Annotated in this window: 22 protein-coding genes and 1 riboswitch; of the genes, 12 read left to right on the top strand and 10 right to left on the bottom strand. The window is 61.8% G+C overall.

Annotated features, from left to right (window positions below):
• Window positions 1-37: 37 nt before the first annotated feature.
• Window positions 38-1,147, top strand: a complete 1,110-nt coding sequence (locus RXV86_RS09195; protein WP_316299204.1) for an NADH:flavin oxidoreductase — start codon at window positions 38-40, stop codon at window positions 1,145-1,147.
• Window positions 1,148-1,265: 118 nt separating this feature from the next.
• Here RXV86_RS09195 and RXV86_RS09190 read toward each other — a convergent pair whose 3' ends face one another.
• Window positions 1,266-2,480, bottom strand: a complete 1,215-nt coding sequence (locus RXV86_RS09190) for a hypothetical protein (RefSeq protein ID WP_316299203.1) — start codon at window positions 2,478-2,480, stop codon at window positions 1,266-1,268.
• Between the two features lie 203 nt (window positions 2,481-2,683).
• On the opposite strand from RXV86_RS09190, the gene RXV86_RS09185 reads away from it, so the two are divergent.
• Together RXV86_RS09185 and RXV86_RS09180 are read left to right on the top strand one after the other, a co-directional pair.
• The gene (locus RXV86_RS09185) at window positions 2,684-3,142 is read left to right on the top strand and encodes a hypothetical protein (RefSeq protein ID WP_316299202.1); all 459 of its coding nucleotides are present in this window, start codon (window positions 2,684-2,686) and stop codon (window positions 3,140-3,142) included.
• Between the two features lie 60 nt (window positions 3,143-3,202).
• The gene (locus RXV86_RS09180) at window positions 3,203-3,619 is read left to right on the top strand and encodes a hypothetical protein (RefSeq protein ID WP_316299201.1); all 417 of its coding nucleotides are present in this window, start codon (window positions 3,203-3,205) and stop codon (window positions 3,617-3,619) included.
• A gap of 144 nt (window positions 3,620-3,763) precedes the next feature.
• On the opposite strand, the gene rnr is transcribed toward RXV86_RS09180, so the two are convergent.
• From rnr to dapE, 3 genes are all read right to left on the bottom strand, one after another.
• Window positions 3,764-6,025, bottom strand: coding sequence for a ribonuclease R (gene rnr, locus RXV86_RS09175; RefSeq protein WP_316299200.1), 2,262 nt, complete (start codon window positions 6,023-6,025; stop codon window positions 3,764-3,766).
• Between the two features lie 262 nt (window positions 6,026-6,287).
• Window positions 6,288-6,833 (bottom strand): DUF2064 domain-containing protein, encoded by a 546-nt coding sequence (locus RXV86_RS09170; protein ID WP_316300219.1) that lies wholly within the window; start codon window positions 6,831-6,833, stop codon window positions 6,288-6,290.
• A gap of 19 nt (window positions 6,834-6,852) precedes the next feature.
• The gene (gene dapE / locus RXV86_RS09165) at window positions 6,853-8,001 is read right to left on the bottom strand and encodes a succinyl-diaminopimelate desuccinylase (RefSeq protein WP_316299199.1); all 1,149 of its coding nucleotides are present in this window, start codon (window positions 7,999-8,001) and stop codon (window positions 6,853-6,855) included.
• A 387-nt stretch (window positions 8,002-8,388) separates the two neighbouring features.
• Between dapE and RXV86_RS09160 the strand changes: the two genes are divergently transcribed.
• Entirely contained in the window at window positions 8,389-9,513 is a 1,125-nt protein-coding gene (locus RXV86_RS09160; protein ID WP_316299198.1) for a Hint domain-containing protein, read from the top strand.
• 119 nt (window positions 9,514-9,632) lie between these two features.
• Window positions 9,633-10,313: a hypothetical protein gene (locus RXV86_RS09155; RefSeq protein ID WP_316299197.1), complete on the top strand. Its 681-nt coding sequence runs from the start codon at window positions 9,633-9,635 to the stop codon at window positions 10,311-10,313.
• 3 nt (window positions 10,314-10,316) lie between these two features.
• On the opposite strand, the gene RXV86_RS09150 is transcribed toward RXV86_RS09155, so the two are convergent.
• Entirely contained in the window at window positions 10,317-10,961 is a 645-nt protein-coding gene (locus RXV86_RS09150; protein WP_316299196.1) for an RluA family pseudouridine synthase, read from the bottom strand.
• A gap of 103 nt (window positions 10,962-11,064) precedes the next feature.
• Between RXV86_RS09150 and RXV86_RS09145 the strand changes: the two genes are divergently transcribed.
• Window positions 11,065-11,484, top strand: coding sequence for a nuclear transport factor 2 family protein (locus RXV86_RS09145; protein ID WP_316299195.1), 420 nt, complete (start codon window positions 11,065-11,067; stop codon window positions 11,482-11,484).
• A gap of 38 nt (window positions 11,485-11,522) precedes the next feature.
• Window positions 11,523-12,152 (top strand): methyltransferase domain-containing protein, encoded by a 630-nt coding sequence (locus RXV86_RS09140; RefSeq protein WP_316299194.1) that lies wholly within the window; start codon window positions 11,523-11,525, stop codon window positions 12,150-12,152.
• 65 nt (window positions 12,153-12,217) lie between these two features.
• Here RXV86_RS09140 and RXV86_RS09135 read toward each other — a convergent pair whose 3' ends face one another.
• The gene (locus tag RXV86_RS09135) at window positions 12,218-13,627 is read right to left on the bottom strand and encodes an FAD-binding oxidoreductase (protein ID WP_316299193.1); all 1,410 of its coding nucleotides are present in this window, start codon (window positions 13,625-13,627) and stop codon (window positions 12,218-12,220) included.
• An 86-nt stretch (window positions 13,628-13,713) separates the two neighbouring features.
• Window positions 13,714-13,932: riboswitch (cobalamin riboswitch) on the top strand.
• A 122-nt stretch (window positions 13,933-14,054) separates the two neighbouring features.
• Between RXV86_RS09135 and RXV86_RS09130 the strand changes: the two genes are divergently transcribed.
• The 5 genes from RXV86_RS09130 to RXV86_RS09110 are packed head-to-tail and all read left to right on the top strand — an operon-like array spanning window position 14,055 to window position 17,462.
• On the top strand, window positions 14,055-14,843 hold the full coding sequence (locus tag RXV86_RS09130) for a DUF4198 domain-containing protein (RefSeq protein ID WP_316299192.1): 789 nt from the start codon (window positions 14,055-14,057) through the stop codon (window positions 14,841-14,843).
• Window positions 14,843-15,460, top strand: coding sequence for a cobalt transporter CbiM (gene cbiM / locus RXV86_RS09125; protein WP_316299191.1), 618 nt, complete (start codon window positions 14,843-14,845; stop codon window positions 15,458-15,460). The genes RXV86_RS09130 and cbiM overlap by 1 nt, the downstream gene beginning before the upstream one ends.
• Complete coding sequence (locus RXV86_RS09120; RefSeq protein ID WP_316299190.1) at window positions 15,457-16,023, top strand: cobalt ABC transporter permease; 567 nt, start codon at window positions 15,457-15,459, stop codon at window positions 16,021-16,023. The genes cbiM and RXV86_RS09120 overlap by 4 nt, the downstream gene beginning before the upstream one ends.
• Window positions 16,016-16,792: a cobalt ECF transporter T component CbiQ gene (gene cbiQ / locus RXV86_RS09115; RefSeq protein WP_316299189.1), complete on the top strand. Its 777-nt coding sequence runs from the start codon at window positions 16,016-16,018 to the stop codon at window positions 16,790-16,792. The genes RXV86_RS09120 and cbiQ overlap by 8 nt, the downstream gene beginning before the upstream one ends.
• Entirely contained in the window at window positions 16,779-17,462 is a 684-nt protein-coding gene (locus RXV86_RS09110) for an ABC transporter ATP-binding protein (protein ID WP_316299188.1), read from the top strand. The genes cbiQ and RXV86_RS09110 overlap by 14 nt, the downstream gene beginning before the upstream one ends.
• Window position 17,463: 1 nt before the next feature.
• Here the strand turns inward: RXV86_RS09110 and RXV86_RS09105 are convergent, their stop codons facing one another.
• The 4 genes from RXV86_RS09105 to RXV86_RS09090 are packed head-to-tail and all read right to left on the bottom strand — an operon-like array spanning window position 17,464 to window position 22,189.
• Window positions 17,464-17,727: a hypothetical protein gene (locus RXV86_RS09105; RefSeq protein WP_316299187.1), complete on the bottom strand. Its 264-nt coding sequence runs from the start codon at window positions 17,725-17,727 to the stop codon at window positions 17,464-17,466.
• 35 nt (window positions 17,728-17,762) lie between these two features.
• Window positions 17,763-18,851, bottom strand: a complete 1,089-nt coding sequence (locus RXV86_RS09100; protein ID WP_316299186.1) for an acyl-CoA dehydrogenase family protein — start codon at window positions 18,849-18,851, stop codon at window positions 17,763-17,765.
• Window positions 18,852-18,865: 14 nt separating this feature from the next.
• Entirely contained in the window at window positions 18,866-20,062 is a 1,197-nt protein-coding gene (locus tag RXV86_RS09095; RefSeq protein ID WP_316299185.1) for an acyl-CoA dehydrogenase family protein, read from the bottom strand.
• Between the two features lie 12 nt (window positions 20,063-20,074).
• Window positions 20,075-22,189 carry a 3-hydroxyacyl-CoA dehydrogenase NAD-binding domain-containing protein gene (locus RXV86_RS09090; protein WP_316299184.1) on the bottom strand — a complete coding sequence of 705 codons (2,115 nt, stop codon included), beginning with the start codon at window positions 22,187-22,189 and terminating at the stop codon, window positions 20,075-20,077.
• Window positions 22,190-22,220: the final 31 nt, after the last annotated feature.

Here is a 22,220-nt window from a genome sequence, read left to right as displayed (position 1 = left end):
ATTGTTAGAGGCAAATTGCTGAATGAGGAGCCTGTCTGTGCCGGATACGAAAACACTGAATGACCCCGTTGCCCTTGGACCGCTGGAGTTGCGCAACCGGATCGTGATGGCGCCGATGACGCGGACCTATTCGCCGGGCAACGTGCCGAACGCGAAGGTGATCGAGTATTACCGGCGCCGCGCGGCGGGGGGCGTGGGCCTAATTGTTACCGAGGGCACATTCATCGACCACAAGGCGGCGATTGCCTATCCCAACGTGCCGGCGTTTTTCGGTGACGAGGCATTGGCCGGGTGGGAAAAGGTTGTTGAGGCGGTGCATGCCGAGGGTGGCAAGATCGCGCCGCAGATCTGGCATGTGGGGGCCATTCGCAAACCGGGGGTCAATCCGGGCGGGGATACGCCGGGATACAGCCCCAGCGGCATGGTCAAACCGGGCAAGGTGACCGGTCACGCGATGACGCAGGAGGATATTGACGAGGTTGTTGCGGCCTTTGCCAAGGCCGCGGCATCGGCCAAGGAGATCGGATTTGACGCGGTCGAGATCCACGGGGCGCATGGCTACTTGATCGACCAGTTCTTCTGGGACGGGACGAATGTGCGCGAGGACGAATACGGTGGTGATCTGGCGCATCGCTCGCGGTTCGCGTTGGAGGTTGTGAAGGCCGTGCGCGCGGCAGTGGGGCCGGACTTCCCGGTGATCTTCCGCTGGTCGCAGTGGAAGCAGCAGGACTATTCCGCGCGGCTGGTGGAAACACCGGAGGAGCTGGAGGCGTTCGTTCAGCCGTTGGCTGAGGCCGGGGTGGATATTTTCCACTGCTCGACGCGGCGGTTCTGGGAGCCCGAGTTCGAGGGCAGTGACTTGAACCTTGCAGGTTGGGTGAAGAAGCTAACCGGCAAGCCGACGGTCACGGTGGGCAGCGTGGGGCTGAATGCCGATTTCCTGCCCGATGATGGCACCGCGAATTTCCGCGAGGCGGAACCGACGGGGATTGATGAGCTGGTGGCGCGGGTCGGTCGAGGCGAGTTTGACCTGGTGGCCGTCGGGCGGGCGCTGATCGCCAATCCGGACTGGGCCAATCGGGTGCTTTCCGGGGAATACGGCGACATGCGACCCTATACCAAGGACATGCTGATGACGCTGGACTAAGCGAAGGGAATTTGGGTGGGGGGTCGTTTTTTGGAGGAAGACCACCCCCCACCCGTTTGCCGCTGCGCGACGATGAGCTTCGCACAGCGGCAGGTACCGAGAGACAAGCCTCGCGGTATTACTCGGCAGGGACCGCCGCCGGGGTGGCGGACTTGCCGAAGTACTGGCGGTTAAGGCGGAAGACCAGGAGAACCATCAGCGACATCGAGATCAGCGGCACAAAGGTGATGCCCCAGTACGCGAGTGAGAACTTGGTCAGCACGCCGGCAGCCACGAGGCCCTTGTTGATGAAGAACTGCATCAGCACCGCGAAGGCAACGCCGGGGCAGACCAGCGCGTAGGAACCGGGCGAGGTTTTCGAGCCGAATACGAAATCCTTGAAATATCCCTGACGGCGCAGGACTGTGAGACCCAGCATCAGGAAGATGACCTGGATGGCGATCATCCGGGCAAGAAAGACCATGGTTTCACCGGCAGAGGTGTGGACGTTGAAAGTGACGTGCAACCCGTGGCTTTGGCGCAGCATCATGATCGACAGGATGGTGACGATCGGGACGATGACCATCAGGGTCGGGCCGGCCTCTTTCGCGGTGCCATAGTGCAGCATCGAGGAAAATGCGGTGATCGCGGCAACCACGGCGTAAATCAGCGCGGCCATGCCGAAGAAGGTCGAGATGACCATCGCCGCACCAACGGTCACGGTTGCGGTGCTCATCGCGGCGGGGGCGGCGAAACCGACGGCGACCATCGACAGGGCAAAGGCCGGCAGCAACTGGGCGAAGCTGTTATGGGCGGTGACGTCGAAGATGCCGCCCTGAGACAGCACGCGGCCCAGGAAGTCACCGATGATGCGCAGCGCCCAGATGCCGACGATGCCGAAGGCAACCATGGCGAGGGGGAAGAGATATTCCACGATGGTCCAGAGCTTGGGTACGAAGACGAGGCCGACGATGAACAACCCGTTGATGGTCATGGCCGTGGCCAGAGGACCCGCCAGAAGGGTGGTTTCGGCGTTGGAATTGCGCAGTTTCTCGTAGGCGTCGGTTTTCTTGAACGCCGCAAGCGCCGAGAAGTTCCACAGAAGGTATTTGATGTTGAGGAAGGCGAAGGTGGCAATGCCGATCCATGCGATCACGATGGCGACCTGCTGGGGCAGGTCGCCCTGCGAGAAAGCGGCCATGATATCTTCGAAAATCGGCACCGGGCGGCCGTTGTGGGGCACCCAGAAGAACAGGAACATGAAGAAGGTGACCGAGAGGCCACCCGCGCCAAGAGCGCCGAGGAAGTAAAGTGGCGAATACGCGTCCGCCGGGCGTTTGACGTTGGTCGACATGGGATGCTTCTGAATTGGGTGGTGACTCACATATTGATTTTCGAATATTAGGTAACATGCGACTTTTGGAATACAACTGGAAAAGCTGACTCGTGGATGAACTTTTTGTCGCAGAGGGCGAGAGAATTGGTGACTTGGCCCGAGGTCATGAAACGCGGTGCAGACGCTAAGTCACATCACTTAGGTATTGCAAATCCTTAAAGTTGAGCGCTACAAAGATTGACAATCTTTTGGGGGCAAAAATGAGATTCATTCTTCCGGCGGCTATTGCAGGTTCGGTTATTCTTACGGCCTGCGTTGATCAAAGCTTCTTTGTAAAACAAGGAGTAACATATGATCGTTATGAACGAGACTATGTACAATGCAGTACCGTTGCCGCGCAGAAGGTGCCAGTAAATACACAAATCGGATGGGCACCGTACGTTGGCATTTATTCTACGGATACCAACGCCGCGTTGCGCATGAAAAATTTTGAACTGTGTATGAGGGATAAGCGATATCAACAGGTAAAAATCCCCTATTGTTCTGGGGAAAAGGCGAAAGCGGCGACTGAACAAATGAAGTTGCCAAGCCGACGTTCGACGAAAATGAAAATCACGCCTCAAACATGTTACATCTCCGACCCCTCTGGGCGGCCGCATCTGTACTCACCGGACGCGTAAAAGCACAAGATCAGCAAGTTCATTAACCGTCTGTTAACCACGATGCAGTCAGATCGGGGTATGAAGCGTCTTGTTTGCCTTGTATTCGCCGTGGCCCTGGCTGCCTGCAACACCCCCAGCCCGGGGTTTCGCGGGGTGGAACCGGTGCGGATCACCATCGGCCAAAGCACGTTTGACGTGCGAGTGGACGGCAACCGGGCGGAAGCCATTCGGTTGAACCGGGAATGGGCGCCGCGGTTGGAAGCCGTGGCGCCGCGAGCGGTGGCGGCGATCGAGAAGGTTTCGGGCTGCTCGGTGGCGAAGCTGGGAGGGGATCAGGCCTTGATTGAGGCGCGGTTGAAATGCGGCAAGGGGGCTGAGCCAATCGAGGTTCTCCCTGGCAAGGTCGAATACGACTGTGATATCGACGATACCTACGTCAATAGAGGGCTGGGTGAGAAGGTGACCGAGATGACCTGCACGCGGCGGCGCTATTGAAGCGGGAATTGCCGCCCTCTGGCACCACCCATCCTGTTCCGGTGGTTCGCTTGTGGCAATGGCTGCGCGGCCCGCCCCGGTGCCGTCGGGCAGCAATGGGGTGGTGGGTTTTGAACCCATACACCGAGCAGGAATCGTGCAGGTTCACTTGCGGCGGCGCGTGACCTTGCGGGCAGTCTTGGCCGATTTTTTCTTGGCGCGAGAGAGTTTGCGCTTGGCCGGTTTGCCACGCCGGCCGCGGCCCGAGCCGCTGCCCTGGGGCAGGGATTTGCCCTCGTGGGTGATGAGTTCGAGCGCGAGGCCACCGGTGACCGGGGCGGCCTCGGCCAGGCGGACGACAACGCGGTCACCAAGGGCGATTTCATGACCGGTATCCGAGCCGGTCAGAGTGCCGCTTTCACGGTCGAAATGGTAGTATTCGTTGCCAAGGTTACGCATTGGGATGAGCCCGTCGGCCCCGGTTTCATCAAGCCTGACAAAGACGCCGAACCGGGCGATACCCGAGACGCGACCGGCGAAATCGCTGCCGACCCGTTCGGAGAGGAAGGCGGCGAGGTAGCGGTCGGTGGTATCGCGTTCGGCCATCATCGAGCGGCGTTCGGTTTCGCTGATATGCGCCGCGGTGGGTTCCAGCCGCTGGATGCCTTCGGGTGAGAGCCCATCATCGCCCCATTTATGCGCCGAGATCAGCGCCCGGTGCACGATCAGGTCGCTATAGCGCCGGATCGGCGAGGTGAAATGCGCATAGGCTTGAAGCGCCAGGCCGAAATGGCCAAAATTACTGGGGCTATAGTAGGCCTGCGTCATCGAGCGCAGGGTGGCGAGGTTGATCAACTCGTCATGATCCGAGCCTTCGGCCTGGGCCAGCAGCGAATTGAGGTGCGAGGTTTTCAGCACCTGCCCCTTGGCCAGTGTCAGGCCCGCCGTCTGGGCGGTGTCGCGCAGGGCATCGAGCTTTTCCTTGGGTGGTTCCTCGTGCACGCGAAAAAGAAGCGGCGACTTGCGGGCGATCAGGTCCTCGGCGGCGGCGACATTGGCGAGGATCATGAATTCCTCGATAAGCCGATGCGCATCGAGCCGGTCGGCAAAGTTGACGGATTCAACCTCGCCCGCGTCGGAGAGGACGATTTTGCGTTCGGGCAGGTCGAGGTCGAGCGGCTGGCGTTTGTTGCGCGCCTGGATCAGGGCGTCATAGGCGGCATAAAGCGGGCGGATGACCTCGTCCATCAGAGGGGCCACCTTGTCATTCACGTCGCCGTCCATTGCGGCCTGAACCTCGCGGTAGTTCAGCGAAGCGACCGAGCGCATCAACCCGCGGACAAAGCGGTGGCCGATCTTTTCACCATGGGCGTCAATCTGGATGCGGACCGCCAAACAGGCGCGCTCAACCCCTTCGTGCAGCGAGCACAGATCGCCGGACAGGCGATCGGGCAGCATCGGCACGACACGATCGGGGAAATACGAGGAATTGCCGCGTTTGCGGGCCTCGCCATCGAGTGCCGTGCCGGGGCGGACATAATGGGCGACATCGGCGATGGCGACCCACAGGACATGGCCGCCTTCGTTCTTGGGGTCATCATCGACATGGGCCCAGCAGGCATCGTCATGGTCGCGCGCATCGGCCGGGTCGATGGTAATGAGCGGCATGTCCCGCATGTCCTCGCGCCCGTCCAAGCCCGCGGGATGCATGGTGTCGGCCTCGGCGATCACCTCGTCGGGGAATTCATGCGGCAGCCCATGTTGGTGAATGGCGATGAGGGACACGGCGCGCGGTTGGGTCGGATCGCCCAGGCGGTTGACGATACGCGCCTGGGGTAGGCCCATGCGCCCCTTGGGACCGGATTGCTCGGCCTCGACCAGCTCGCCTTCCTTGGCGCCACCGGTGTTGGTTTTGCCGACCAGCCATTCCTTGCCGTCGCCCTTGTCGATTGGCAGGATGCGCCCACCCTCAGGCGTCTTGCGGAAGACACCCAGCACCCGGCGCGGGTTGGTGCCGATGCGGCGGATCAGCCGGGCCTCGTACTGGAACTCGCCTTTGACCTCGGTCAGGCGGGCCAGGATGCGGTCACCGGAGCCAAGGGCGGGGTCCGAGGCGCGGGTGATGATCAGGATACGCGGTTCGTCTGCGTCCCCCTGCCATTCCATCGGACGGGCGGTCATGTCGCCATCAAGGGTGGGTTCACCCACCTGCAGCACCGCCACTGGCGGCAGCTTGTCCGGGTCGCGATAGGTTTTCTTGCGCTTGGCAAGGTGGCCTTCGGCCTCGAGCTCCTTGAGCATGCGTTTCAGGTCGATCCGCGCCGCCCCCTTGATGCCGAAAGCACGGGAGATGTCACGCTTTGAGGTCTCGGTCGGGTTGTCCGTGATCCATTGCAGGATCTCGTCCTTGGTTGGCAGCTTGCTCATGGCGGCTCCCCTAGCACGGGCGGCGCTGGGCGTCATTGGAAAAGTCGCGTGTCGCTTTTCAGGCGTTGGGCGGGTGGCACAGGCGTTTCAGTGAGTATTTGGGTCAAGAAAGAGAACGCGATTGCCCCTCTTCCTTGATCCAAATACTCAAAATCCAACGGACCATTCACCCGACCGGGATCACTTCCGAATGACCGCCATCAGCGTGCGTTTGGCCGAGCGAAGCGAGGCCCCCTGGCGACGCCGAAGGCGGCGCAAAGCCTCATAAATCGGCTGCGCGGTCGACATCGGACAGGCGGTCAGCCAATTGCACCCGACGCCCTGCCAGTGTTTTCAGGCTGTCGTTCAGAGCCGTTGCGGTTGACCAGTCCACCCCGCTAAATAGCCCCGCGGGCGCAAGGGATGGATGGCGCAACCCGGCGAGCCAGAAGCCGCCATCGGTGGCGGGCCCGAAGATAAAATCATTGCCACCCAGAGCCGCGAAGGCATGGCTGATGTGCGCCGCGCTCAGGCTGGGAATGTCGCCACCGACAAGGCAGACCGGGCCGGGGTGGGGCAGGCGCAAAAGGCGGGCCATGCGGGCACCCAGGTCGCCGCGGCCCTGGGATACGCGGGGGAAATGGGCCGGCCAGAAGCGCGCGTGGAGAGCCGTGTCGGGAGCCACCGCCAGAACGGTCCGCCAGCGGGGGTCGTCCACCTCGCGCAGCAGTCGCGTCACCTGATGGCGGAACCACCAGGTGGCCGGAATCGCGCCGATGTCGCGGCCAAGGCGGGTTTTGACCCGGCCGGCGACCGGGGCCTTGACCATGACAATCAGGCGGGGCGGTTCAGGCAAAATAGTCGCGAAGGATGCGGGCGTAGATCGCCTTGAGTTGGGTGATCTGCTCGGCGGGAACCTGTTCGTTGACCTGGTGCATGGTCTTGCCGACAAGCCCGAACTCGACCACCGGACAGCGGTCCTTGATGAAGCGTGCATCCGAGGTGCCGCCGGTGGTGGACAATTCGGGGCGGCGGCCGGTTTCGGCTTCGACCGAGTTTGCCACCAGGTCCGAGAGCGGGCCGGGCGGTGTCAGGAAGCTTTCACCCGAGATCTTGATCCGGGTATCGATGCCGACGCCGAATTCTGCGGCAACGGTGTCAGCCTCGTCCTTGAGCCATTTCGTGAGGGATTTGCCGGAATGGGCGTCGTTGAAACGGATATTGACAGCGCTGGAACACTTGGCCGGGATCACGTTGGTCGCGGTGTTGCCCGTGTCAATGCTGACCACGGCCAGGGTCGAGGCGTCGAAATGTTCGGTGCCTTCGTCAAGGGTATGCGAGGCCAGCCTGTCCATCAGTCGCGCCATGGCCGGGAGCGGGTTGATTGCGCGATGGGGATAGGCGGAATGGCCCTGTTTGCCCATCACCGAGAACCACGCGGTCATCGAACCGCGGCGACCGATCTTCATCATCTCGCCCATTTCGTTGGGGCAGGTGGGTTCGCCGACGAGGCAGGCGGACATTGCTTCGCCATTCTCAGCCATCCAATCCAAAAGCGCAGTGGTCCCGTCGGTTGCGTCGCCCTCTTCATCGCCTGTGATCGCGAGAATCAAGGCTCCGTCGGGGGGTGTTTCGCGGACGAAATCGACCACGGCTGCAACATAGGCGGCAACGCCCGATTTCATGTCGGTGGCACCACGGCCCCAGAGGACGCCATCTTCGAGATGGCCGGAAAACGGGCCGTGACGCCAGGCGGCTTCGTCGCCCGGGGGCACAACGTCGGTATGACCATTGAAGCCGAAGCTGCGGGCATGGCCCCGCTCGCCCCAGCGGGCATATAGGTTCGAGACCCCGCCGCGATCGACACGGGTACAGATGAAACCGGCCTCGGTTAGCACTTCGTCCAGAAGCACCAGCGCGCCGCCTTCGAGCGGTGTGACCGAGTTGCAGCGGATCAAGTTCTGGGTCAGGTGAATTGGGTCAAGGGGTGCGGTCATGGGCGTGGCCTCGTTGCATCGAAGAGCGTTGCAAGAACCCGTATCCGAGATGCCCGGCGGGCGCAAATGTGGCTTTTGCACCGCCGAGTGACACGGTGTTGAGATTTTCCTTAACAAGCGATCCGAGCTTGTGCTAACCATCTTGTAACAAACAAGACCCGAGGCAGGGTTGGCCGGGCAAAAGCCCCGGCGGTGAGCAGAGTTCGCAGATCAAGGCAGAACGCACGGCACCCGTGCGGTTTTCCATAGGCGATTTCCACACCAGCTTCTGTCTCGCAAGCGAGGGTTGGGCAGGCATGCTAGCGGCGCGGCAGATCCCGAAACACCACGTGGTGCGGCCTTTGGAGCCGGGCCACGCGCCACTGTCCCGGGAGGCATAGGGCGCGCATGGGCTGGATTGCCATATCGGATGCCGAAGAACACAGGTTCTGTGCCGAAGGCATGTTCAGGGAGGTGGACCCCGCGGCGCCCGGCGCTGTTGCCACCGCCAGTCAGCTGGATTGCCCGATGCCGCAAGGTTCGATGATGATCGAGTCCCGGCTGTCACCGGACGGGCGGCCCCAGACGTTGCTGGCTTTCGAACGGGCCTATCCCAGACCCTACAAGTTGACCTTACAGGCGCTGCCCGGTGGCGGGCTTGTTCTGGTGATTGCCGACGGGGTGGACGTGTTTCACACGGCGCTGCACCATGACAGCCAGGACCGCGCCGATATCTTGCGCATCTCTTACAGCTGGGCCCGCAATACCAGCGGTACCGGGCCGGCCCATCGCGGCCGACTGTCCATCGAGCGGCCGGAATACGACAGCGTCACCACGGTCGAATTACAAAGCGCGCGACCCTTGATGCTGGAAGACGTGCGGATCATCGCGACCGATCCGCGCCGTCGCCTGCTGGATGAAGACGTTCAGTTCTTTGCTGTCTCGGACGAGGTCGAACCCGTTGGGCCAATGCCCTGTCTGACAGCCAATGTGCCGATCCTTGCCAGAGGTGGCTATGCTCATGCGGGCGACCTGCGGCGCGGTGACATGGTCGAGACGCTGGAATCCGGCGTGGTGCCGGTGTTGCAAGCGGTTCGGCGCACGGTGCCGGCCTGTGGGTCGTTCCGTCCGGTGCGTCTTAGGGCGCCCTATTTCGGGTTGATCCGAGATATCGTCGTGGCCCCGGATCAACGCCTTGTCGTGGGTGGATCGGAGGTGGAATACACCTTCGGCCGCGAGGCGGTTCTGGTTCCCGCACGGCACCTGGTCAATGGTATTTCGGCGATTCAGCTAACCGGGGCGGTGACCGTGAGCTATACCCAGCTGATCCTGCCGCGGCACGAGTCGGTGATCGCGGCGGGCTGTCCGGTTGAGAGCCTGTATCTGGGCCGTCTGCGGCGCAAGCCCGGTCCGTTGGCAGCGAGTCTTCTGGCCGGAGCCGACCGGCGGATGCTGCCGGAACACGCGCGCTCGGCCTATCTGATGATCAAGCCGTTCGAGGCGATTACGCTGATGCAGCGCCGCGCCGCCTGATCCCGCGGTTTTCCGGTTTTTTTGAAATCCTGCTATACTGGTACATGTCTATTGCCAGTGCTTCCACGTTGATTTGTGCGCAGCAATCCGTTTTTCGGGCTACCAAAGGGGGCATTCTCATGATTCTACGTTTCATTTACGCAATTCTTCTCGGTGTCGGCATGATATGCATGCCTGGGCTGGATGGGCACATTGGCACAATGGCCGTTGCCATGGGGGGCGACGGAGGCGCGACGGACGACAACACAAAAACAACCACCGCCCCTAAGAAGCCGGCCACCGCGCCTAAAAAGAACGGCAAATCGACGACCAAAAAATCCGTTCCGGTGCACGCTGATTACAAGCAATCGAAAATACGCGCCGTGCGTGACACGCAAAGCAAAATCGCGGGATACGCCAAGAAGGACAAACTCAAGGGCCTGGCAACCAACGGCAAGCGCCTGGAAAACTTTGTCGATCAGGTGACCGAGATGGGAGACGGGTATTCGGGGTGGAAATCCGTCGAATTCAATCTGATTTTCGTGCAGCTGAAACGTTATGCCAATCAGAAGAAAGACAAGGCGCTGCGCAAGTGGGCCAAGGCCATCCTGACCGCGTTTGACGTGATCCATAAACGTGACATTGCCGAAGAGAAGCGCCAGAAGGTTAAAAAGGCGATCAAGGACAAGAACCCGATGCAAGAGGCCTTTGGGCGGGCCGAGTATTCCGATGCGCGCGGCGACTACCACCGGGCCGCGAAAAAGCTGCCGCCGGAAACGCGCAAACAGTTCACGCCCTTGCCGAAAGACCCGGCCAAGTAGTCGTCAGAACGGTGCCTTAGCAAAGAACCGCATGCCTTTGCCGCCATCTGGATGGCGCAAGCGCAGTTCCTGAGCGTGCAACATCATCCGCGGATAGTCGCTGGCATTGCTCGAATAGAACGGATCTCCCAGAATCGGGTGGCCGATGGCAGCCATATGCACGCGGAGCTGATGGCTACGCCCGGTCTTGGGCATCAACCGCACCCGGGCTTCGCCTTCTCCAGATTTGATCACCTTGTAATCGGTAATCGCCTGTTTGCCGGTGTCATGGCAGACCATCTGGCGTGGTCGGTTGGGCCAGTCCACGATCAGGGGCAGGTCGATGGTGCCTACCTTCTCCTCTGGAATGCCATGGACCCGGGCGACATAAATCTTCTTGGTCTGACGTTTCTCGAACTGCAGGCCAAGGTGGCGCTGGGCATGGGGCGTGGCGGCAAAGATCATCACGCCCGAGGTGTCCCGATCCAGCCGATGCACCAAAAGTGCGGTCGGAAACGCCGCCTGTACCCTGCTCAGAAGGCAATCGGCCAAGTGCTCGCCCTTGCCCGGCACCGACAGCAGGCCTGCGGGCTTGTTCACTACGATCAACTCGTGATCTTCGTGCAGAACCTCGAGCGGGTCCTGGGGCGGTGAATAGATGTCGCTCATGACCCGGGCCATAGCGTGGGGGAGGTTCCTTCGCAACCCGACGTCAGGCTTGTGATAGGGCTATCGGGCGGGCAGGCTGGCGTGAACCAGAAGGAGACCTGCGATGCACCCGACAATCGAAACGATGATGGAGGTCGTAGCCAAGGGAGACGCTGCGGCGATTGCCCCGATCCTGGCAGAAGAGGTGCGGTTCTTACCGCCGACCTACTGGGCGGTCTGGCAGGGTCGTGCGCCGGTGGCCGCTGTTCTGGGTTATGTCGGGCAGGTGTTTTCCGACTTCCGTTACCGGCGGGTGATGGGTTCGGGTGACGACTGGGCGCTGGAGTTCCAGTGCAAGATCGGTGAATTCGACGCGGTGGGCGTTGACCTGATCACCCTTGGCGAGGACGGGCTGATTGCTGAGTTCGAAGTGGTGATGCGGCCGCTGAAATCGGTTGAGGCCTTACGCCAGGCGATGAATGACCGGGTTAAGAGCGACCCGCGCTTCCTGGAGTTCGGTAAGGCGCTGAAATCCGGTGGCTAGGGTTGACGTGATGCGCAGGCACGGTGTGTCATGGGCAGATGAGTGATGCCAATGACGATCTCGACGCGGTCTACGCACTGAAATCTCCCGAAGACAACCGCCGCCACTATGACGGCTGGGCCGAGAGCTATGACAGCGATTTCGTGCGCGACATGGATTACGTCCTGCCCGACCGTGTGGCCGAGGCCTTTGCCGCCGCAGGCCCCGAAGGCCCAATCCTCGATGTCGGGGCGGGTACCGGGCTGGTTGGGGCACGGCTGGTGGCGCTTGGGGTGGGGCCAGTGGATGGCACCGACATCTCGCCGGGCATGCTGGCGGCGGCGGCCGAGAAAGATGTCTATGATCGGCTATTCGAAGGTGATCTGCTGGGCCGGTTGCCGGTCGAGGACGGGTTCTATGGCAGCGCGGTCAGCGCGGGGACCTTCACCAACGGCCATGTTGGGCCCGAAGGGGTCGACGAGGTACTGCGTGTGGTGCGTAAGGGAGGGCTGATTGCTCTGTCGATCAATGGCGAGCATTGGGAGAAAGCCGGGTTCAAGGCCCGGTTCGCAACACTTGGGGATCAGATTGCCGAATTCCGCCTGCAAGAGGTGCGTTACTACGGTGACAAGGCTACGGGAGCACATGCCGCCGATACCGGCTGGATCGCGATGTTCCGGCGTGGCTGAGCCTTGGCCGTGCGTCAGGTCGCCCTGTCGGAATTGAGTATTTAGGCAAAGAAAGAGACGTGGGCTCAGCCATCCGCGGGAAGCACCTTGCCGGGATTCATGATGTCGTTGGGGTCAAGGGCTGCCTTGATGGCGCGCATTGCCCCAAGGGCGACCTTGTTCTTGCGCCGAGTCATCGAGGGCAGTTTCGACGTGCCGATGCCGTGTTCCGCCGAGAAACTGCCGCCAAGATCAAGGGCGATTTCCTCGATCGCCTCCATGATCGCGTCCATCCGCTCGGGGTCCTGGCTTTGCGGCCAGACCGCGTAATGAACGTTGCCGTCGCCCAGGTGCGAGACCACCATCGCGGTGCTGCCGGCATCCACCTGTTCCAGCATCGTGTCAGCCCGCTCAAGGAAGACCGCCACCTTGTCCAAGGGTACGGCAATGTCATTGTTCTGGATTGGCTGGCGTGAAAGTGTGACCTCGGCGGCGGCTTCGCGGCGTTCCCACATCTCGCGGCGCTGGGCCTCGTTCTGAGCCACCACGGCATCGAGCAACGCGCCTTCTTCGAACAACTCGCCCAGGATGGTTTCGAAATACTCGGTGATCGGTGCAACACCGTCGGGACCCAGTGTCGCGTCACGCGGGGCGGTTGCACCGACCTCGACTAGAATGTTGACTTCATGCGGCGCGTCAAAAGGTTCACGCGCGCCGGTGATGGTTTTCATGTGCTGTTCGATATAGCTGCGCGGCATGTATTCAAACGCCTCTACGCCGCCGCCCGTGGCCTCTTGCAGGCGGTTCAGAAGCGTCAGGGCCTGATCCAAAGCGGGCACGGCAACCATGGCGGTGGCATAGGCGCGCGGTTTCGGTACCAGTTTCAGCACGGCGGCGGTGATGATGCCCAGCGTGCCCTCGGCTCCGATCAGCAGGTGTTTCAGGTTGTAGCCCGAGTTGTCCTTGTGCAGTTCCGACATGATGTCCATCACCTCGCCGGTGGGCAACACCGCCTCGATCCCCAGCACCAGGTCGCGGGTATTGCCATAGCGCAGCACGTTCGAGCCGCCCGCATTGGTGGCCAGGTTGCCGCCGATCATGGCCGAGCCCTGTGCACCGAAGGTCAGGGGGAAGATCAGCTCGTGTTCGGTTGCGGCCTCGCGCAGGGTCGACAGCACCACACCAGCCTCGACAATGGCGACATGCGCGTTGGGCCGAATTTCGCGGATGGCGTTCATGCGCTCCAGCGAGATCATGATGGCACCCTCGGCGCGGGCGCCCCCGGCCAGCCCGGTATTGCCCGAGACCGGCACAACCGGTGTTTTGGTTTCGTTGGCGAGCCGGACCAGGGCCGCAACCTCGCCCGTGTTGGCCGGACGGCAGACGGCCAGCGGAGTCCATTGATAGGTTTGGGTGAAGTCGTGACCATACCGTGCCACATCGCTGCCGGTCAGCACATGTTGTGCGCCCACGATGGCCGCCAGTTTCTCGAGCATGTCGTGCAGTCCCTTTGATCGAACGGGCGCATGTTGGGGCTGCACGGCGATATTGGCAAGCATTGACTCGGTCCCCCCTTCAATGCCATTGCGGGGAAGTCGACGGTTCCGGGTAAACCCACGCCCGGATTAAAAGGGAACACGGTGAGGTGTAGCCATCAGGCGCCAACTCCGTGACTGCCCCCGCAACTGTAGGCGGAGAGTTCTGATCGCAAGGCCACTGGATGCCAATCGTGCAACCGGGAAGGCAAGATCAGGGCGATGACCCGCAAGTCAGGAGACCTGCCGCCGGTGGATCACGGGTCAATCCCCGTGGTTCCAACTTCAACAGATGCCGGGGTGAGCATCTGGCGAGGCGGCACAATCCAAGCCCCAAGCCAAAACCCCGTCGCTTTTGCCCTGAGATATTGGGCGAGGGAGACATGACATGATGAGAGCTATCCTTCTTGCCGCCGCGTTGGCGTTGCCGCAGGCCGTTCACGCACATTTTCAACTGATTTACACGCCGGAAAACCAGATCGAGCGGGCGGGCAACGTACCGCTGAAGCTGATCTTCTGGCATCCGTTCGAAAACGGGGCGGTGATGGAGATGGGAATGCCGGGTGCAGTCTGGGTGTTGCACCGTGGAAAACGTATCGATTTGGCGCCGTCGCTGAAGGCGTTTTCGTTTCAGGGGGCCGAGAATGCGGCCACCGCTTATGATGCGGTTTTGCCGGTGAAACGCGCTGGTGACTATGTGGTCGCTGTGGAGCCTGCCCCTTATTTCGAAGCGGCCGAGGACAAGTTTATCCAGCAATTCGCCAAGGCCTATGTCAATCGCGCCGGGATGCCGACCGATTGGGAAGATGAACTGGGTCTGCCCGCGGAAATCCTGCCGTTGTCGAAACCCTATAACCTGATTGCCGGTTCGAGCTTTACGGGCCGAGTTGTTTTGAACGGTGAGCCAGTTCCCTACGCGGAGATCGAAGTGGAGTATATCGCCGCCGAGCCCGACATGGCCACCAACAGCGCCGGTTCCGCGACCACGGGCGCAATGCCCGGCGGTGCCGTCGTGGTTAGATCGGATGCAAGCGGGTATTTCACCTTTGCCATTCCACGCGCCGGGCATTGGGGCTTTGCCGCGCTGGACCTTGACGAAGGCGCCAGCCACGAGGGCAAGCCGCTGAGCAAGGACGCGGTGATCTGGGTGCGGGCTTATGACATGGGGGGCAACTGATGCATATCGTTGATGGCGCCCTTGCCAACCCGGTGGTGATCGGTGGCGCGGCGCTTGCCGTGGGCGGGATCGCCATGGGATTGCGCAAGCTGGACCTGGAAAAGATCCCTGCCGCCGGTGTGCTGTCGGCCAGCTTTTTCGTGGCCTCGCTGATCCATGTGCCGATCGGGCCGAGCTCGGTCCATCTGATCCTGGGCGGGTTGGCCGGGCTGGTGTTGGGTTGGGCGGCGTTTCCGGCACTGTTTGTCGGCTTGTTGTTGCAGGCGGTATTCTTCGGTTTTGGCGGTCTCAGCGTGCTGGGCGTGAACACCGTGATCATCGCCGGGCCCGCAGTGGCGGTTCACTATCTTTGCACGCCCTTCATCCGGCGGGGAGACGCCCGGCTGGCCTGGATTTGGGGTGCCATTGGTGGCGGGGTGGCGCTTGCGATGACCGGGGCAATGGTGGCGCTGGCCTTGGCGTTGTCGGGCCAGGCTTTCTTCCTTGCCGCGAAGCTGGTGATATTGGCGCATGTACCAGTGATGGCGGTGGAGGCGGTGTTGACCGGGGCTGCTGTGTACCTGATGCGACAGGTCAAGCCCGAGCTGTTCCTGGCTTGGGGCGAGGCGCAGGCATGAGGGGCCTTCTTATCCTAGTGCTCTTGGCCCTGCCGGGGCAGGCGATGGCGCACAAGGTGATCGCCACGGTCTATGCGGCGGGCGACATGATCGAGGGAGAGATCGGGCTGTCGAATGGCGACTTGGCCAAGCGGCAGCTGGTTCAGATCACCGGGTCAGACGGGACGATGTTGGGGGAAGTGACAACCGACGATGAGGGGTTCTTTACCTTCACGCCAACGCTGGCCGTCGACCATCATTTCATCGCCGATATGGGCATGGGCCACGTGGCGCGGGTGGTGTTGCCCGTAGCAGAATTGCCCAAGGGGTTGCAGCCGGTTGAAGCATCAGCCGCACCTGTAACGAAATCCGTAGCGGTAGCCCCGGTTGCGGCGATTGATCCGGCAGAGTTTGCAGCCGTGGTCCGCGACGAGATGCGCCCGATCCGGCGCGAGATTGCGGCGTTGAAGGAGACACGTGATCTGCAGGCCATTCTGGGCGGGATCGGCTATATTGTCGGGTTGTTCGGGCTGGGGTTCTATCTTGCCGCAAGGCGGAAGCTTAAGGACCACCGTGATGGCTGATGTGCTGACCTCTGCCCTGGCTGTCCGGTCGGGGCCGGGATGGTTGACCCGGATCGACCCGCGATACCGGATTGTGGCGGTGGTGGTGTTTGCACTGATTTGCGTTGCGCTGTCGTCATTGGCCGCGTTGGTCGCGGCGATGGCTGTGGCACTGGGCCTGATGGTCGCGGCGCGCCTGCCAGCGGGTCCGACGTTGAAACGCATGGCGGCAGTGGACGGATTCATCCTGTTCCTGCTGGTGATGTTGCCCTTTACCACGCCGGGTGAGACCCTGTTTACTGTTGCGGGTTTCGAGGCCAGCCGCGAGGGATTGCTGCACGCGATTGAAATCGCGCTGACGGCCAATGCGGTGATCCTGTCGCTGATGGCGTTGGTGGGCACGTTGGAGCCGGTGGTTCTGGGCCATGCGCTGCATGCGTTGAAAGTGCCGGAACGGCTGGTGCATCTGATGATGTTCACCATTCGCTACCTGTCGGTGCTGCACGAGGAATACCTGCGGATGCGGGCGGCGATGAAGGCGCGGGGGTTCCGGCCCAGCACGTCGCTGCATACGCTGCGGTCGTTCGGCTATCTGGTCGGTATGATGCTGGTGCGGGCGATTGAACGCTCGGAACGGATCATGGCGGCGATGAAATGCCGGGGATTTGCCGGGCGGTTCCCGATGTTGGAGCAGTTCAGTGCCGGGCCACGTGACCGGGCCTTCGCAGTTGGGTTTGCAGTGTTGATGCTGGCATTGATTGCGATCGGGTGGGTCGATGTCGCTTATTGAGCTTAGGGATATCCGTTTTGCCTATCCCGGCCATGGCGAGGTTCTGAAAGGGGCCTCGATGGCGCTGGGCGATGGTGAGCGATTGGCCGTCACCGGGCATAACGGCGCGGGGAAATCAACGCTGCTGCGGATGATGGTGGGATTGTTGAAACCATCGTCGGGTGAGGTGCACGCCTTTGGCGAACGGCGTATGACCGAGGTGGATTTCGGACCGGTGCGGCGCGGGGCTGGACTGGTGTTCCAAGATCCGGATGATCAGCTGTTTTGCCCGACCGTCGCCGAGGATATTGCCTTTGGGCCACTGAACCTGGGTCAGTCGCGCGACGAGGCGATGGCACAGGTGGAGCAGGTGCTGACGCTGCTTGATCTGCGCTATCTGAGGGATCGGATCACCCACAAACTGTCCGGCGGGGAAAAGCGGCTGGTAAGCCTTGCCGCCGTATTGGCGATGTCGCCACAAGTGCTTCTTTTGGATGAACCGACCAACGCGCTGGACGAGGAGAACGAGGAGCGGTTGGTGGATATCCTGCAATCGCTGCCGCAGGCGATGGTGTTGATCAGCCATGACCCGCATTTCCGACGCAAGATCGCGACGCGGGAGTTGCGAATGCAGGATGGGGTGCTGGTGGCACCCGACGGCAAGTGCCGCCATACGAGTACCGGGGCGTAGCCTAGTCCGCTTTTAGCATTCGGATCATTTCGGAATAGCCACGGGCGCGGGCAAGATCGAGCGGAGTTGCGTCTTGCTTGTTGCCGATGCTGCGATCAGCCACGGCGGCAAGCAGGTCGCCCCCCACCTGTTGATGCGCCGGGCCGCCATCGCCCAGAACCACTGCCTCGATCAGGGCGGTCCAACCGGGATTCTTGATGTGATCAGGCGGCGCGCCAGCGTCGATCAGGCGGCGCACGACCTCGTCATGGCCAAGATGGGCCACGGCGATCAGTGCCCCGCCGATGTAGGGGCTGGCGATCAGGCCGCCTGACCCAGCTCGATAAACCGGGCCAGGTGGAAATCCTGATCGCCCCATTCGTGATCAATCATGATCAGCCGTTTGGCGTAATGGCCCAGGTCGTATTCCCAGGTCATGCCGATGCCGCCATGCATCTGGATCGATTCCTCAGACACCAGACGGCCTATGCGCCCAATGGAATACTTGGTGGCGGCCATGATCCGGTCGCGCGCCGCGCCCGGCGTGGTCATCACGTTGGCAGCGTTGATCACCGCGCTGCGCGCCTGTTCGATTTCGACCAGCATTTCGGCCATGCGGTGTTGCAGGGCCTGGAACTTGCCGATGGGAAGGCCGAACTGTTTGCGGGTGCGCAGGTATTCGATGGTCATCTCGCGGATGGTGAGCATTATCCCAAGCGCCTCGGCCGACAGGGCGACAATGGCACGAGCCTGGGCCTCGGCCAGCAGGTCGGCGCCGTTTTCTGCGATCAGCGTGGACGGGGTGTTGTCGAGTGTCAGTTCAGACGCCCGACCGCCATCCGTGGTGGTGTAGCTGCGCAAACTCGCATCGCCGGCGTTGACCATGTAGAGGCCAATGCCCGCATCGGTACGGGCCGAGACGATGAATCCGTCGCAGCCGTTGGCGTATTTCACGACAGTCTTTGAGCCGTTAAGCCGCCAAGCGTTTTCGGACAGTTGCGCGGTGGTATCGACTTCGGCCAGGTCATAAAGCGCGTGGGGTTCCTCGGCGGCCAGCGCATAGCGTGCCGCGCCGCCAATGATCTCTTCGACTTGGTCGGTTTTTCCGGCCGCAGCGAGGATCGCTCCCGGGATCAGGGCGTTGTCCATGACCGGCTCATTGACGAGGCGTTTGCCCATTTCTTCGAATACCACTGCGATGTCGAAACCATCGCCACCAAAGCCGCCCTGGTCTTCGGAAAAGAGCGCGGCCATGACACCAAGCTCGGCAAGGCCGTCATAGTGGGCCTGTTGGTACCCGGTCTCCGAGTTGCCGGCCTCGACACGGGGCATCAGGGGGTATTGGTCGCGCAGGTACCGTTCGATCGTGTCGGCGAGCATGCGGCGGGTTTCGGTTTGGGTAAAGTCCATCTGTGTATCCCCCTTCAGAGCCCGACGATCATCTTGGTGATGATGTTCTTCTGGATCTCGCTCGACCCGCCATAAATTGTGGTCTTGCGGTGGTTGAAATAGACGCCGGAGGCGTTGTTGAACCCTTCGGGTGTCACATGCGGGCCATTGTAGCCGGGTTCATCCACCTCGGGCGTCAGGGCCTGCGCGCTTCGGCCAAGGGCGCGGCGGGTCAGATCGGTGATTTCCTGTTCGATCTCGGTGCCCAGAAGTTTTAACATCGAGCTTTCGGTACCGGGTGCGCCACCGGACTCGGCGGCCGAGAGGACGCGGAGGTTGGTGACTTCCATGTTCATCAGGTCGATTTCTACCTTGGCAAGGCGGGCGGCGAAAAGCGGGTCTTCGGACAGCGGTTTACCGTTGCGTTTCTGCTTGGCAGCCAGATCCCTGAGGCGGTCCAGTTCCTGATAGGACTTGCCGACACCGGCGATATTGGTGCGCTCGTGGGTCAGCAGGTATTTGGCATAGGTCCAGCCCATGTTTTCCTCGCCCACGAGGTTGCTGGCTGGGACTTTCACATCCGTAAAGAAGACCTCGTTCACCTCGTGACCGCCGTCGATGGTGCGGATCGGGCGGACCTCGATGCCGGGCGATTTCATGTCGACCAACAGGAAAGAGATGCCCTCCTGTTGCTTGCCCTCGGAAGAGGTGCGCACAAGGTTGAAGATCCAGTCGGCGTGCTGGCCGAGGGTGGTCCAGGTTTTCTGGCCGTTGACGATGTAGTGATCGCCGTCACGCACCGCCGCCGTTTTCAGGCTGGCAAGGTCCGAGCCGGAGCCGGGTTCGGAGTAGCCCTGACACCACCAGTCGGTGCCGTCGCACATGCGGGGCAGGTAGTGGTCCTGTTGTTCTTTGGTGCCGAATTTCATCAGCACGGGGGCGAGCATTTTCAACCCGAAGGGCAGGATGCGGGGACAGCAGGCGCGGGCCATTTCATCCTCGAAGATGAACTGTTTGACCGGGCCCCATCCGGTGCCGCCGAACTCGGCTGGCCACATGTAGGTGAGCCAGCCTTTTTCGTGCAGGATCAGCTGCCAATCGAGGATTTCCTGTTTGCCCATGGGCGCGTCATTGCGCACCTTGGTGGCAAGCTCGGCGGGCAGGTTGGCGGCGATCCAGTCGCGCACCTCGGTGCGGAAATCCTGTTCTTCTTGGGAAAAATTCAGGTCCATAAAGGGCCTCCCTTATGCCATTGCGCGTTTGTTGAGGTCGTCGAAGCTCTCGCCCCGCTCGACCATGTCGATCAGAAGCTGCGCGGGTTTCCAGAACCTTGGGTCTTCCTTCTCGAACTCGCGCAGGTCGGTGAGCAGGTTGTCCAGCCCGTACATGTCGGCGTATTTCATCGGGCCGCCGCGATAGCGCGGGAAGCCGTAGCCGAAGAGGAAAGTGACGTCGATGTCGGAGGGTTTGAGGGCGATGCCCTCTTCCAGAACGCGGGCGCCTTCGTTGACCATGGCGGCGAGGTAACGGCGGATGACTTCCTCTTCGCTGAAGTCGCGTGGGGTGATTCCCAGATCGGCGCGGGCCGATGCGATGATCGCGTCGATGTCGGGGTTGGGGGTGCCGCGGCGGTCGCCTTCGGCGTAGACATACCAGCCCTTGCCGGTCTTCTGACCGAACCAGCCGTTTTCGCAGATGCGGTCGGCGATGGTGCCGTTGTAGCGGTCCTGGTTGTTGCGTTTGGCGGCGTTGTTCTTGCGGTTGGACCAGCCGATGTCGAGGCCCGCCAGGTCGCCCATGGCGTGGATGCCCATGGGGTAGCCGAACTTCACCAGGGCGGCGTCGATCGCGTAGGGCGAGGCGCCGTCTTCGACCATGAAGGCGGCCGCGCTCATGTATTTGGCAAGGATGCGGTTGCCGATGAAGCCATCACACAGGCCGGCGCGCACGGGGACCTTTTTCATCGCCTTGGCAAGGGCGAAGCCGGTGGCGATGGCGTCATCCGCCGCTTTGGTCGGGATGACGATTTCGAGAAGCCGCATGATGTTGGCGGGCGAGAAGAAATGCAGGCCGATCACGCTTTCGGGGCGCGCGGTGGCCGAGGCGATTTCGTCGATGTTGAGATAGGAGGTGTTGGAGGCCAGCACGGCACCGGGTTTAGCGACCTTGTCCAGCGTGCTGAAAACTTCCCTTTTAACGTCCATGTTCTCGAACACGGCCTCGATGATCAGATCAGCGTCGGACAGGTCGGTGTAGTTGGTCGATGGCGTGTAACGGTCCATGATGGCCGTCTTTTGCGCCTCGGTTTTGCGACCTTTGGTGACGTCGCGGTCATAGACCTTTTCGACATTCTTCTGGCCGTTTGCGATCGCCTCGGCGTTGCGTTCGACCATGGTGACCTCTAGGCCTGCGTTCAGCGCGGCGACGGTAATGCCCGCGCCCATGGTGCCGCCGCCGATGACACCGATCTTGTTGAGCGGGCGGGGTTGCGCGCGACCGTTTTCGGGGACCTTGGCGGATGCGCGTTCGGCAAAGAAGGCGTGGTTGAGGCCCTGTTGCTGCGGCGTGCCGAGGCAGGACATGAATGCGTCACGCTCGAAGATCGAGGCGTCATGCAGACTGTGTGACAGGGAATACTCCATGCTGTCGACCATCTTGGCCGGGGCATAGAGACCGCGGGCTTTCTTGACGATTCCGTCACGAGCGGCTTGCAGCGCGGTGGCGTTCTCTTCCTCCGTGCCGAGACCTTCGGTGCGGTCGGAGGTTTTGCGAGGTCCAGCGCCCTCGGCGATGAGTTCACGCGCGAAGGTTTTGGCGTCGTCCAGCAGGTCGGTTTCTGCGAGCCGGTCGAGGATGCCAAGTTCGAGCGCTTCGGGGGCGCCGACCTGACGACCCGAGACCATGATGTCGAGCGCCTTGCCGATACCCGCGATGCGGGGCAGGCGGATGGTGCCACCGGCGCCGGGCATGACACCGATCAGAACCTCGGGAAGACCGACGCGGCCTTTGGGGTCGGCAATGCGGTAATGCGCGCCAAGCGAGATTTCCAGACCGCCGCCGAGGGCGGTGCCGTGGATGGCGGCGATCACGGGTTTGGTGGTTTCTTCGATCCGGGTGCAGACCTCGAACAGGGCCGGGGGTTGCGGCGGTTTGCCGAACTCGCGAATGTCGGCGCCCGCCGGGTAGGTGCGGCCCTCGCCGATGATGATCGCTGCCTTGATGGCATCGTCGGCGTCGATTTGTTCCATCGCGGCAACGAGACCCTGGCGCACGGCGGTGCCAAGCGCGTTGACCGGCGGATTGTTGACGGTGACCACGGCAATTTCGCCGTCGCGGGTAAGGGTGACCTGTTCGCTCATGTTTCATGTCCTCGCGGGATGTCTCTTGGAT

This window comes from Aliisedimentitalea sp. MJ-SS2 (assembly GCF_032586155.1).
Classification (GTDB): domain Bacteria; phylum Pseudomonadota; class Alphaproteobacteria; order Rhodobacterales; family Rhodobacteraceae; genus JAWHTC01.
The sequence above is the reverse complement of the archived record's forward strand: the minus strand, read 5'-3'. Positions and strand labels throughout refer to the sequence as shown.